Source organism: Microcoleus sp. Aus8_D2 (genome assembly GCF_036702665.1).
Classification (GTDB): domain Bacteria; phylum Cyanobacteriota; class Cyanobacteriia; order Cyanobacteriales; family Microcoleaceae; genus Microcoleus.
Genome location: NZ_JAUBUN010000037.1, coordinates 37,742 through 51,342, shown reverse-complemented (window position 1 = coordinate 51,342; position 13,601 = coordinate 37,742). Strand labels below are relative to the sequence as shown.

Sequence of the window (13,601 nt, the reverse complement as noted above, 5' to 3'; positions counted from 1 at the left end):
TTTAAGTTTGCTGCACTGGCAGTTCAATGATAAACTCGGTTCCCTGGGACGGTTCAGACTCGCACCTGAGCGTTCCTCGGTGATTTTCTACTAAGATTTTGTAGACAATAGACAATCCTAAACCCGTACCTTTACCGATCGCCTTGGTGGTGAAAAACTGCTCGAACATTCGTTTTTTTACCTCTGCTGTCATTCCCGCTCCCGTGTCAGCAATCCGCACTCTCACGCGCTCGAACCCTGCTACTTCTGTGGATATCGAAATTTTTAGCGCAGCTTGGGCCTGACTTTTAGCTGCCTCGTCCAAAGCATCGATCGCGTTGCTAATTAGATTCATAAATACTTGATTTAGCTGTCCGGCATAACACTCTACACCAGGCAATTTTTCATAATTTCTAACTATTTCAATCTCGCGACGGTCTCTTTTAGCATTGATACGGTTGCGCAAAATTAAGATGGTGCTGTCAATGCTGTCGTGTAAATCGCACATCGTCATGTTACTGTTATCTGTTCGCGAAAAGCTGCCCATAGATTTGACAATTTCGCGAATACGCTCGGAACCCATTTGCATGGAAGACATAACTTTAGGGAAGTCTTCAACTAGAAATTCTAGATCCATCTCTTCGATTTGAGCTTTGATTTCGGCACAGGGATTGGGACAGTGTTCTTGATAGAGATGCAGCAGGTGCAGTAAATCTTTAGTATAAATTTCGGCATGGCTCAAGTTGCCGTAAATAAAACTAACTGGGTTATTAATTTCGTGGACGATGCTGGCCATTAGCGCTCCCAGCGAAGACATTTTTTCGCTGTGGAGGAGTTGAGTTTGAGTTTGTTTGAGCTCGCGAAGTGCGCGATCGATCTGGGCTGCTTGAGCTTCGGCTTTTGCGGTAGCAGCACAGCTTTCTTGATACAGTTCAACCTGCTTGAGGTCGATTTCAAATTGTTCGATTTCGCTTTCTTGCTGGTACTGACTCACGACGGCATCAAAAGCTGCTAGCAATTCGCCGCCCGCCGCTGCGACAATGTACAGCAGATGGGGATTTTCTAGGCTGAGTTCGGCATCGGGAACTTCCACTAAGGCTTTTATGCGATCGATATATTCGCGCACTTGCTTGTCTAGATACAGTGGCGCCTCAAAATACATCGCCTTGACGGTGGGTGAAGGGGGACTTAATAAGTTGATGCTGCTGTCAGTATTAATTAAATCGCGGTGAGATTTTTCCATAAGCTCGATCGCTTCTAACAAATTATCGCGCAGTTTTGCTCTTTCTGCCACATTCTGAGAGCCAACTAACCTCATGCAAAAAAATGCCGAGCGCTGGGAAAGCATTCGCTGGCGGCCGCTGATATTAATTACCGCAGCATTAACTTTTCTGGCTGTCGTAATTTCTTCCAGATTAAAATAGTTGCTCAGTGCCGCCATTCGTAATAACCTCGAATCAAGTAAATGTCTGTGGCTCGTGCTGACACAAGATTGGATTGCCATAAAAATAATTGTACAATACAGTAAGCAATATATGCTGTCTTTCCTATTGAAGTAGTATACTAAAACACAATTATTTTCTATTGGTTGCTGAGCGAAGAAGGAAGAAACAATAATAGAAATGGAAGTCGGAAGAAAGAAGAAGCAATTAACCGCATGGAGAAAGGGCAATTAAGAGTGTCCTAACCGTCTGGCGTGGTTGCCTTATCACAATTTTTAGCATTCCGCTTTTAGCAAAGGTTTTCTTAATTATTCAAAAATTTACCAATCAACTTTGCCATGATTTGAGCTTGAGTTTGCGGCAACCCGTGAGTGGCATTGGGAATAATTGCTAACTCAGCCCCCGGTATCTCGTTGGCGTAGGTTTCACAGTGCCATAGAGGAATGGTTTCGTCGCCCATAGCTGCGATGACTAAGGTGGGAATTTGTAATTTGTGAATTTCTTTTTCTACGGTATCAACTGCGTCTTCCGGCCGCATCCGGCTCATTAAAAATGACCTTGCTACTGGCTGAGACATTAACTCCCTGCGCCACCCGGAAATTTCCTGTAATTTCTCACTTTTCCCTGCTAATCTAGCCAAAGGTTTTGCTAGCTGCAAGGCCCAATCAACGGCGGGCGTTTGCCACAGCAAGGGCCGCAAAGCATCGTACTGACCGCAAAAACTGTCGTCCCGGATTCCCGCAGGTGCTGCTAACACTAAACTGCTGACTGAATTAGGATATTTTAGGGCATATGCAGAGGCTACCCAACCGCCAAAAGAATGTCCGATGATGCCGCAGGGTTCGATGTTTAGTTGTTCTATAACTTGCCGCACGAAGGCAACTTCTACGGCTACGTCGTACTGGATTTGTGGTTTGCTGGATTCTCCAAAACCCAACATATCTAAACTGATGCACCGAAACTGAGATTGCAATAATTCAATTAATGGCAACCAGCAAGTCTTTTCTCCGAAAAAACCGTGCAGCAGCAATAAGGGGCGGCCGTGCCCGATGTCGAGGTAGGCGGCTGTTTGGCTGCTGCTATTGACAACTGTACTTAATGTGTGCTTGTGTGCTACTGCTGCTGCTGCTTGAGACTGCATGGGCGATCGACTCCTGATAATGTAGAAGGAAGTTCGGCAACGGATTCGCTCCGCGGATGTAACGGATGTAACGGATGTAACGGATTGAAGTCCGATGGAAGTCGGAAGAGGGAAAAGGGAAAAGGGAAGAGGGAAGAGGGAAGAGGGAAGAGGGAAGAGGGCTTTTGTTATTGCGAGAGAAGGAACAATATATATACAGTAAGCTTTTTAGCGCTCGGCATTTTACTTTTAATGAGGTGGATTTACTTAATTTCAGCAATACTTGTAAACAATTGTAACAAAAGAGCAGTCCAAAGGTTAAACTTCATTACAGAGTACAGAATTAGAAATAGAGCGTGATAGTCTCTATTATTATTTGAAAAATACTGCAAACTCAAAGCAGGAGAACACTTTGAACTCTACTTTAAAACGTTACCCGGCTTGCTCCCTGCGCGAAGATGTCAGTGAGTACGTAGCACACCTACAGCTTCACATGACTTTACAAGCTCGCAATTTGCTCCCTACTATTACCACTGCTAAGGACAGTCGCGAACAACTGTTGCAGCAGACTCAGGCTCATTTTGAGAAGCGTGTTTCTCGGCAATCTCTTTAAATAAATTTTCGGTTTCCCAATTGTACGATCGCACGCGATCGATCTTTCCCCAAGTTTCATCAACCCAGAAACCCGGTATCTTCAAAAATACCGGGTTTCTTGTTGGCTAATGGTACTAAATCTGGGTTGAAACTTCAAGTCGAGAGGAGTCGGCGGTTGAAACCGATCCTACACAAGCGAAGTCGGCCCAGGCCGACTGAAGAATAGAGGGGTATTATTTCCAGATGGGGTATTAGGCATCACGACCGAATTTGAGTAATATGCGTTGAGTATTCTTTAGTTTTATGTTTATGCGAATTCCGATTATTGCATTTTTGAGTTTGGTGGCGGTGGCTGGTGGGGAATTGGTGGCGCGGGCGATCGATCTGACTGTCGTACCGGCTGAGGTGGAGGTTAGTGAAGGAAGCCCAGAAGTTGAGAGGCGAAGCCCAGAAGTTGACAGGCGAAGCCCAGAAATTGACAGGCGAGACGCCTATCCCACAAGGGCGCAGAGGGAGGATGATCAGGTGAGTCCAATTGTGCGGGATTTGCCGGCATCCCTTGACAGGCGAGACGCCTGTCCCACAAGGGCGGCATCCGATGAGATCGCGGTTGCTCCAGAAGTTCGATCGCCTTCATTCAAGTCCGATCGCCATAAAGATTTTACATCTGTGTTCGCAACTGCGGGGACGATCGCCACTAAACCCGAAATCCCGGAAGCAGTCAACCGCAACGCCCAACAGCTAGGCGGTACTCTACCAATCAGTCAAGGGAGAAATGCTGAGGGCGTTTACGTTGCTCAGGTGAAAATTCGCTTGGTTAATTCCCGAGGCGAAGCTGTCGATCAAAAAGGGAATCCAATTCAGGGCCGAATTTCGGAAGATTTTATCCGAGGCGAACTCAAACTTAAGGCGGGGGATAATTACAGCCAAGAAGTTGTGCGACTAGACTTGCAGCAGTTGCAGCAGTTGGGATTGTTTGAGAAGGTGACGGTTTCTACTGAAGAAGTTGGGACGGATGTTAATGTAATTTACAACGTTCAAGAGCGATCGGCTCGATCGTTTAGCGTGAGTGCTAGTCTTAGTGATGATATTGGCGTTGCTGTTCCTCTTTCGTATACCGATCGCACTTTCGGCAGAAACCCGCAGCGGTTGGCGGTGGAACTTCAGCCCAGCCTCCGAGGTATCCAGTACGATGTCCAGTTTGTCAGCCCTTACGTTGCCGCCGATGACCGTTTGGGATACAGTGTGAGAGCTTTTGGCGATCGCAGAATCTCGGAAATTTTCAACAAGGATATCGATTTGCCCAATGGGAACCGAGTTCGAGAAATTCGGATGGGCGGAAATCTCAGGTTTACTAGACCTTTGGGCGATTGGCAATCGACTTTAGGATTGAATTATACCAATATCAGCACGCGCGATCGCGATTTAAATATTGCCCGCCGCGACGAACTCGGCAATCCTCTCACATTCAGCGGTTCTGGCGTTGATGAGTTATATACTGTTTCTTTGGGCGCGGTGCGCGATCGGCGGGACAATCCCTTCAACCCCACCAGCGGCTCGATTCTCAGCCTCAGCACCGAGCAGTCGATACCTTTGGGGCGAGGTAACATTGTGAGCAACCGCCTGCTGGCAAATTATATACATTATGTACCCGTAACTTTACTCGGCATCAGCGAGTCCGAAGCTTTGCCGGAAATGTTGGCTTTTAATTTGCAAGGGGGCACGGTAATCGGAGATTTGCCCCCAACGGAAGCGTTTCGCCTCGGTGGCCGCAATTCTGTGCGGGGCTACGACGGCGGGGATATCGGTAGCGCGCGGAGTTATTTCTTGGCTTCGGGCGAGTATCGGTTTCCGGTTGGTAGGGATGTGGGCGGCGTGATTTTTGTTGATTTTGCGTCGGATTTGGGAACGGGTGACAGCGTGTTGGGAAAACCGGCGGTAGTTAGGGACAAACCTGGGACTGGGGCGGGTGTTGGTTTGGGTGTCAGGGTGCGATCGTCCTTGGGATTAATTCGCTTAGATGTGGGTGTGAGCGATGCGGGTGACATCAAATTTGTACTCGGTACAAGGCAGCGATTTTAAAGTCCGTAATGTCATGAGTCGTAGGGTGTGCAATGCATACCTTACTGGGTAGGGACAAAACATTGTTGTGTCCTGTATTGTCGGCCAGGGAAAATTGCTATATGTTTGTGAGTTCCTGTGCGATTCATTAACCACAATTAGATGCGTTCGTAGTGCGGACTTCAGCCCGCAAAAAGCCAAAAGCTGCGGACAATTAGATGCGTTAGTAGTGCGGACTTCAGCCCGCAAAAAGCCAAAAGCTGCGGACAATTAGATGCGTTCGTAGTGCGGACTTCAGCCCGCAAAAAGCCAAAAGCTGCGGACAATTAGATGCGTTCGTAGTGCGGACTTCAGTCCGCAAAAAGCCAAAAGCTGCGGACAATTAGATGCGTTCGTAGTGCGGACTTCAGTCCGCAAAAATCAAAAAGCTGCGGACTCAAGTCCGCACTACAAACCTGCTGCGGACTCAAGTCCGCACTACAAACCTGCCATAAATAAACTCAGCAAGCAACAGTGTAGGGGCACAACAATGTTCATTGGTGTCAATTTAATCATGAAAATCTTTGTATTTCTCGTTTATAGCCGATACCATATCCCCCTAAATTCCCCTGGTTGTAGGGGGACTTTGAAAAGAGTCTTGTCCCCCCCGAATCGTTGCGGGGGCGCCGGGGGGATCTGGCCTTAATCGCCAGACAAAAGACTGATAATAGGTTTGACGTTAAGTTGACACCAATAAACATTGTTGTATCCCTACGCTGTTGCAGTAACTGCTTAAGGCTTTGGTTTCTTGATATCAACAGTTTTTGGTTTAGCCGCCGGAGTGCGCGGATAAAACTTAAACTTATTCAGCGCAGCACTTGCCGCCACCGCCACACCGCTATCTGTATCTCGCAAAGCTCTTTGCAACAGCGGAATTACTTTTTCCGACTTAATCATTCCTAGTGCTTCCACAGCAGCTTCGCGCACCTCTGGGTGGAAATCTTGAGCTAATTTACCCAGGGTTTCTATGGCTCGCTGACCGTCGGTTCTCAAAGCATTAGCAGCACCCATTTTACCTAAAGCAGACGCTGCCAACTTGCGGGTTTCTGTGTCCTGACTTTGAACGCATCCCATCAACTGTGCCACCGATGAATAGCTTGGTGCTTGTCGGGAAAATTGATGCTGTTGTTCGACTTCTGGTTTATGTAAATCAATTGATTCTGGTTCGGAAAACTCTGTGTAATTTAACTCTTGTTCAACTTCTGTTTCATTTAACTCACTTGACTGTTCTTGCCAAACTTCTTGTTGTGGTAAATCTTCTCGAAATTCTGTTTGATTTAACTGACTGAACTGCTGATCCGGGACTTCTTGTTGTTGTACATTACTCTGGTACTGCTGTTGCAAAGACATGATAGTAGCTTGCATCTGAGCTTCGTGAGCTTGCAACTGCTCGTTAGCCGCTTGCAACTGACTCTCGTATTGCTGTTGCAAAGCCTGCATAGTTAAGTGCATCTCAACCTCGCGGTTCTGATATTCCTCGGCAGTTTGTCTCAATCGAATTTCGTGCTCGTTTTGCAGGTTTTGCAGATGGTGCTCCATCTGAGCTTGATAATTGTTATGCAGTTCGTCAGCAACTGTGAGTAAATGATGTTCGTGTTCTGCTTGCAAAGATTGCAGATTTTCCTGCATCCTAGCATTGTGAGCTGCCTCTAATTCCTGGCTGACTTGTCGGAGCTGATTGTCGTGTGCGCCAGCAACTTGTTGGAGCCGATCGCGTTCTGTCAAAACTTGTTGTAGCCGATTTTCGTATTGAGCTGCAACTTGTTGGAGTTGATTTTCGTATTGGGTTGTAACTTGTCTGAGTAAATTTTCGTGTTCGACAGTAGCTTTTCTCAGCCGATCTTCGCGTTCTCCCTCCTGAGATTCGGTGCTTTGCTGCATCCGAGATATCTGAGCTAGTTCTATATCCTGAGCTATTCTGCGAGTTTGCTGCAAGTGTTCTTGCTTTTGCTTGTGTAACCGCTTTTCCACTAACCAGTAAGCAACTGCTATGCCTGCCAAAAAACCTACGATCGCTCCTATGATACCCACGATTGAGTTCCTCCCGACAATATAGTGATGCTGGACTTTGTACATTTAACCATAAAGCCTCCTGTAACCGCCCAATAGCAGCAGCCAAGCTGTGACAGCGAGCCAGTGAAGCGCCACCGCAGGCCAGATGGAACCGAAGAGCAGGTACGCGATGGAGCACGCTACCCCCAAAATTGCCGCCAGCAGCAAAAACACTGGATTCATAAAGGTCGATCGACCAACGGGATAAAAAGTCAGCGCGTTCAGCGGGTGGTAAACTACAAACAGCGCCAAACTCAAGCATCCCCAAAACCACAGCATTAATCCAGAAGCATTCTCGAAGGGGTGCGGCAGCATTAACACGCGGAAACATACTTCTTCGGTGATACCGGGACTTAACAAACAGCCAATCAGCACTCCCGCGATGGTACGTCTGGAGGTTAGCACGTCTACTTTCAGAAATCCCGACCAAAAACCGATGGGAAGTGCGATCGCACTGTAAACTACGACGAGCATGGCTGCAACCAGCCAATCGGTGAAATCGGGAATAGTTGAAAAAGCGTGGGTGAGGCGGCGTGCGAGTAAGTCCAACAGCGCGATCGCACTCAAATTTAACATAATTTAATTTAGCATTAAAAGTTTTTAACAGATATTAGGAGATGGGAATCGGCGGTTTAAACCCCCACTACACAAGCGAATTCCACTCCAAGCAAACTAAAGAATCAATGGAATAAAAAGCACGAAATCTGTATTATACCTCTCCTAAAAAGCAAGTATTGAACAGGCAAGATGCCTGTTTCATAATAATTATTGGAGATGTCTATTACCAATTACCAATTATATCATATCCGGTGGATTGACCACAATAAGATTGGTTTGTAGTGCGCCCGAAAGTCCGCAGCCGTATAGCGGACTTTCGGGCGCACGCGCGATCGAACCGTTTTTGTTATGGTAATCGACCGGACATGATATTACCAATTACCAATTACTAATTACCAATTACCAATTACCAATTACCAATTACCAATTACCTAGGATTAGTAAGTAGACTTAAGTTAGCAAACAACTGAGCAACTTTGGTCAAATCTTTATCTCCCGGCGCTATTTCTACGCCGCTAGAAAGGTCAACACCGCTGAAGTTTTTGCCGATCGCGCTATCAATTGCATTTAAAATATTATCGGGCGTTAAACCGCCCGCCAGCAGCCAAGGACACGGCGGTTTAAACTCTGCTAACATCATCCAGTCTATGGTTTTGCCAGTACCGCCGAGTTGATTGGGATGGTAAGCATCCAACAGTAAAGTATCGACGCGAAGGGCGTAAACAGCCGCAGCCGCTAAAGTTTCAGGAGTCTTAACTCTCAAAGCTTTGATAATTTCAATTCCCGGCAAAAACTCGCGCAGCCGATCGCAATATTCCGCTGTTTCATCTCCGTGCAACTGCACCCCGCTTAAATTTGACTCTGCGGTTACTTGACAGATATTTTCTATTGTGGTATTGGCAAACACGCCGATGCGATCGACATTTTTCGGCAACTGCTCAACAATAAGACGAATAGTTTCGGGGCTGACATAGCGGGGGGAAGCCGGAACGCAGATAAACCCCAAAGCTTGGGCTCCCAAACGGGCGATCGCCATTCCCTGGTCTAATTTAGTAATTCCGCAAATTTTAACCCGCACTCTTTTTCCTCTGTGCTGAATTTGTATCAAAATATCAACGAATTGTTAACTATTAAAACAAATCTTAGTTTAATGCAAAACGCTTTTTATAATTTGGTAACTCAATTAATCTGTGAAATCAGGAGCATATAAACATGATTAACTCATCTTTGCTGTTAGCCGTACAAGCTACCGCTCCCTCAACGCCGGAGTGGTCGCCAATGGTAGGACTGACAATGATTATATGCAATTTGCTGGCGATCGCGATCGGCTACTACGGCATCAACAAGCAAAACCGAGGCAAGGGCCCAGCTTTACCTGTTGCAGTCCCTGGAATGTTCAAAGGCTTTGGCATCCCAGAATTGCTGGCCACAACCAGCTTCGGCCACTTGCTCGGGGCTGGAGTAATCTTGGGCTTGGGTAACGCCGGAGTTCTTTAGAAATCAGGGTTCGGGGAAAGGCAAGGGTTATAAAAGATATAATAGAAACTCTTTCTAGCTCTCCTTTCCCAGGAAACTTTCATGCAGACAGGTTGGCGAATCGGCTCTTTATTTGGCATCCCGCTACTGATAGATTATTCGTGGTTTATAATTTTAGCCCTAGCAACCCGCGAATACGCCAGCAGTTACAGCTTGTTGGGGCCTGCGATCTCCTGGAGTGCCGGGTTGGCAATAGCTCTGCTGCTGTTTGGTTCCGTGCTGTTGCACGAACTCGGACACAGCTTGGCGGCAATGTCGCAAGGCATTAAAGTTAATTCTATTACTCTATTCTTATTTGGCGGAGTTGCATCGATCGACTCGGAATCAAAAACTCCCGGTCAAGCTTTTCAAGTAGCCATTGCCGGCCCTCTCGTCAGCTTCGCGCTGTTTTTAATCCTCGGTTTGGGTTCTCAAGTTTTACCCCAGACAAGTTTGCTGGCAATTATCACCGAAAGGGTAGCACTAATCAATCTTGTTTTGGGATTGTTTAACTTAATTCCCGGCCTGCCTTTGGACGGAGGACAAGTTTTAAAAGCAGCAATTTGGAAAATCACCGGCTCTCGATTTGCCGGCGTGCGCTGGGCGGCAAAAACAGGACAAGTTTTAGGTTGGCTGGCGGTTGCTTTTGGTCTAAGTTCATGCTTGTTAACGCGCCAGTATGGTGGTTTGTGGATTGCGCTGATCGGCTCTTTTGCGATTCGGAATGCGCTAGCCTACAGCCGCTTTACTTCGTTGCAAGAAGCCCTGCTCAAAACTAAGGCCGCGGATGCGATGAGCCGCGAGTTTCGAGTGGTAGATGCAGATTTGACTCTGCGAGAATTTGCCGATCGCTATTTGTTAGAAGTGAATCCGTTTCCATTTTACATTGCTGCGACCAACGGGCGCGATTTGGGCTTAGTGTCGATCGACGATATCCGCTTCACAGAGCGCAGTCAGTGGCAAATTCAGACTTTGCACAACATTTTGCAACCGCTGCAAAAAACCCCTACAGTCTCAGAAAAAGCATCCATCGCAGAAGTGATTAACAGCATGGAAGCCCGCCAACTCCCCCGAATCATCGTCCTCTCGCCCATTGGTTCAGTGGTAGGGACGATCGATCGGGGCGACGTGGTGAAAGTTTTGGCAAAATACCTCAAACCCCGGATTTCCGAAGCCGACATCAAGCGCAGCAAAGAAGAAAACATTTATCCGCAGGGATTGCAGTTAAGTGCGATCGCCAAAACCGCACAGGACAATTAAAAATTGGGCATCCTCATCCGGATTAGTGAAAAGTTAAGATGTAGCACATGGGAGCATCTCACGAGAGTGTAAAAAGCGTTTTTTTGTAGTGCGAGCTTAAGATATCGCTTGGTTATACAAGCCCGTGCGAGCTGTCGCGAACTCGCACTACAAAAGCTTGCGCACAGATGTCAAGGAGGATTAAAACAAAAATTCTTATGCCCAAATTGTTTCATAAACTTTATCATAAATTGGGCGAGGGAGGTTGGAAAAACTTAACTCATTCCTTTCCCTTCGCTGACTTGCAACCTCTGGCTATTAGCTGGCTTGTCGTGACGGGAACTCTATTAGGAGTGCGACATTTAGGCTGGTTCCAGCCATTGGAATTAATGGCTTTTGACCGGATGGTACAGTTGCGCCCCGATGCAGGCCCTGACCCGAGGTTGCTGGTAGTGACAGTCACAGAACAAGACATTCATGCTTTTAAGAAATGGCCAATTTCCGATCGCGTTTTAGCTCGTGCGATCGCCTCCATAGCGCGTCTCGAACCCACCGTTATTGGTCTGGATCTAATTCGCGATATTCCCTACGAACCGGGAAATGCAGAATTAGTTGCTCAATTCAAAAACCCCAAAGTAATCCCCATTACCTTCATCGGTGACTCTGAGTACGATCGAATTGGGCCACCTCCCAACATCCCAAAAAAACGGATAGGATTTAACGATTTAGTCCTCGATCCAGACGGCATAATTCGCCGACACTTGATGTTGATTTACGATAAAAAATCGACGATTAGCTCATTTTCGATGCGGCTAGCCTTTAACTATTTTGATGCCAAACAAATCAAGACAATAGTCACAGCAAATAACGAAATTCAGATCGGAAAAACAGTCTTTCCGCCAATGCAATCAGACTCAGGAGGGTATCAGACAATTAATGCTCAAGGCTATCAAATGGTGCTCAATTACCGCTCTGCTGAAAATATCGCAAAAACCGTGACACTCACTCAAGTTTTAGAGGGAAAACTAGACCCAGAATTGGTGAAGGGTAAAATAGTGCTAATCGGGGTTACAGCCCCAACTACAAAAGATGTCTTTTCTACCCCTTACAGCGCTACTGCCAGCGGCAACCGCCTCATGCCTGGGGTATTGATTCACGCAACGGCAACTAGCCAAATTCTCAGCGCAGTTTTAGACGGCAAAAAGCTATTTTGGTTTTGGGATGAATGGCAAGAAATGCTGTGGATCGCTGTTTGGGCAGCAGTTGGCGGCTGTTTAGCTTGGCGGCTAGAAAATACGCTCGGTTTCATTGTCAGCGCGATCGCACTTGGTGGCATATTGTGGGGCTTCACATTTTTTCTCTTCACTCAACAAGGCTGGATATCTCTGAGTGCGCCGACTCTGGGATTTTTAATCGCCCCAGCAGTTATCATCACATACAAGTACCAGCAGTCAAAGCAGCAGCAAGAAATTGTAATGAAACTTTTAGGACAGCAAACATCACCGGCGATCGCCAATGCCCTGTGGAAAGAGCGCGTCCATCTCCTCCAGTCGGGGCTATTGCCTGGCAAAAGACTAATTGCTACAATGATCGTGACTGACTTGCAGGGTTTTAGCACGATTTCGGAACAATTACCCCCAGAAGTAGTCATGCCTTGGTTAAATGAATATTTATCAGCAATGGCCCAGGAAGTGCAAAAACATCAAGGTGTGATTAATAAATTTACCGGAGATGGAATGCTGGCGGTATTTGGCGTGCCGATTCCCCGCACAACTCCCGAAGAAATTGCCGAAGATGCTAGGCTTGCAGTATCTTGCGCTAAGGCGATAAGTTCCCGCTTGCCAGCCATGAATCAAAGTTGGCTCGCTCGCGGTTTACCGTCGGCAAAAATGCGAGTCGGAATTTTTACAGGGCCGATCATGGTGGGCAGTTTGGGCGGCAAAACCCGTTTAGAATATGGAGTAATCGGCGATAGTGTCAATATCGCTTCTCGCCTAGAAAGCTGTGAAAAAGATCGGCAAGAAGACACCTGCCGGATCTTGATTGCCAAAGAAACTTTAGTGCATCTAGAAGGAAAATTTGAGGTAGAATCTTGGGGAGCTTTACCTTTAAAAGGCCGGGAGCAAAAAGTTAATGTCTACCGCGTCTTGGGAGGAGAAAGCTCTCGCAAGTAAAAATAGAGAAGATCTCTTGAAAAAATCATGCAACTAGGGGAAAAATGAATAAATTTAGGCTAAAATCGCTCGCCTTTTGTGCCATATTGTTGATAGGCTCATTTAACGCTTGCCAGTTTGCAAGTCTGGCACAGGATCTGCCAATTGGGGTGCAGGGCAAGCCGCCCACTCAACCGGGAGGGCCGCGCTTTTCTCAGCCCCCTGAAGATATCGATGTGTCCCGTCGAGCACCAAGAAATAATGTGCGCGGTGGCTGCGCCAGCAACCCTCAGCAAACTCTCACAGGCTTAGTCCCTCAAAATAAAGTCGGACGAACTGTTTCCGACTATCCAACATTCTTTTTCTACCTGCCTCCAACAGAGGCGGAATCAGCCGAATTTAGCCTAGTAGATAAAAGCGGTAAGGAGATTTATAAACAGACTCTCACCATTAGCAATTTATCAGGGGTGATCGGCATTAGTATCCCCGCTAACAAAAATGTGGCGCCCTTGGAAGTAGGCAAAAGTTACAATTGGAATTTTACAGTGATTTGCAACTCTCAAGACCGATCGAGCGATATGATCGAAATCGGTACTGTACGGCGAGTTGAACTCAGTGCAGATATCCGCAGTGAATTATCCAAGGCTGATTCGCGCCAGAAGACCGCTATTTATGCTGAAAATGGGATTTGGCAAGATGCCCTCAGCAATCTAGTCGCTACTCGCCGCGCTCAGCCGTCGGATACAGTGCTCTATGCTGATTGGGCCAACTTCCTGGATGCAGTAAACTTGCTCAAAATTGCCAAAGAGCCGATCGTCCAAGTCCAAACTGAGCCGAAACCGTAGATTG

11 protein-coding genes are annotated in these 13,601 nt (G+C 46.9%); 6 read left to right on the top strand and 5 right to left on the bottom strand.

Annotated features, from left to right (window positions below; translation table 11 throughout):
* Window position 1: 1 nt before the first annotated feature.
* Complete coding sequence (locus tag QUB64_RS24295; protein ID WP_333275853.1) at window positions 2-1,483, bottom strand: ATP-binding protein; 1,482 nt, start codon at window positions 1,481-1,483, stop codon at window positions 2-4.
* Between the two features lie 242 nt (window positions 1,484-1,725).
* Complete coding sequence (locus QUB64_RS24290) at window positions 1,726-2,562, bottom strand: alpha/beta fold hydrolase (protein WP_333275855.1); 837 nt, start codon at window positions 2,560-2,562, stop codon at window positions 1,726-1,728.
* A gap of 391 nt (window positions 2,563-2,953) precedes the next feature.
* Between QUB64_RS24290 and QUB64_RS24285 the strand changes: the two genes are divergently transcribed.
* Both QUB64_RS24285 and QUB64_RS24280 read left to right on the top strand, forming a co-directional pair.
* Window positions 2,954-3,154: a hypothetical protein gene (locus QUB64_RS24285; protein WP_293155365.1), complete on the top strand. Its 201-nt coding sequence runs from the start codon at window positions 2,954-2,956 to the stop codon at window positions 3,152-3,154.
* Window positions 3,155-3,444: 290 nt separating this feature from the next.
* Window positions 3,445-5,217: a BamA/TamA family outer membrane protein gene (locus QUB64_RS24280; protein ID WP_333275858.1), complete on the top strand. Its 1,773-nt coding sequence runs from the start codon at window positions 3,445-3,447 to the stop codon at window positions 5,215-5,217.
* A gap of 750 nt (window positions 5,218-5,967) precedes the next feature.
* Here the strand turns inward: QUB64_RS24280 and QUB64_RS24275 are convergent.
* From QUB64_RS24275 to QUB64_RS24265, 3 genes are all read right to left on the bottom strand, one after another.
* Window positions 5,968-7,266, bottom strand: coding sequence for a HEAT repeat domain-containing protein (locus QUB64_RS24275; RefSeq protein ID WP_333275860.1), 1,299 nt, complete (start codon window positions 7,264-7,266; stop codon window positions 5,968-5,970).
* A gap of 45 nt (window positions 7,267-7,311) precedes the next feature.
* Window positions 7,312-7,863, bottom strand: coding sequence for a CPBP family glutamic-type intramembrane protease (locus QUB64_RS24270; RefSeq protein ID WP_333275862.1), 552 nt, complete (start codon window positions 7,861-7,863; stop codon window positions 7,312-7,314).
* Between the two features lie 409 nt (window positions 7,864-8,272).
* Window positions 8,273-8,923 (bottom strand): phosphoribosylanthranilate isomerase, encoded by a 651-nt coding sequence (locus QUB64_RS24265; RefSeq protein ID WP_333275864.1) that lies wholly within the window; start codon window positions 8,921-8,923, stop codon window positions 8,273-8,275.
* A 134-nt stretch (window positions 8,924-9,057) separates the two neighbouring features.
* On the opposite strand from QUB64_RS24265, the gene psaK reads away from it, so the two are divergent.
* The 4 genes from psaK to QUB64_RS24245 all read left to right on the top strand — a co-directional run bounded on the left by psaK (window position 9,058) and on the right by QUB64_RS24245 (window position 13,597).
* Window positions 9,058-9,342: a photosystem I reaction center subunit PsaK gene (gene psaK, locus QUB64_RS24260; RefSeq protein WP_333275866.1), complete on the top strand. Its 285-nt coding sequence runs from the start codon at window positions 9,058-9,060 to the stop codon at window positions 9,340-9,342.
* An 81-nt stretch (window positions 9,343-9,423) separates the two neighbouring features.
* Window positions 9,424-10,620 carry a site-2 protease family protein gene (locus QUB64_RS24255; RefSeq protein ID WP_333275868.1) on the top strand — a complete coding sequence of 399 codons (1,197 nt, stop codon included), beginning with the start codon at window positions 9,424-9,426 and terminating at the stop codon, window positions 10,618-10,620.
* 197 nt (window positions 10,621-10,817) lie between these two features.
* Window positions 10,818-12,773 (top strand): CHASE2 domain-containing protein, encoded by a 1,956-nt coding sequence (locus QUB64_RS24250; protein ID WP_333275870.1) that lies wholly within the window; start codon window positions 10,818-10,820, stop codon window positions 12,771-12,773.
* Window positions 12,774-12,817: 44 nt separating this feature from the next.
* Complete coding sequence (locus QUB64_RS24245; RefSeq protein ID WP_333275871.1) at window positions 12,818-13,597, top strand: DUF928 domain-containing protein; 780 nt, start codon at window positions 12,818-12,820, stop codon at window positions 13,595-13,597.
* Window positions 13,598-13,601 lie beyond the last annotated feature (4 nt).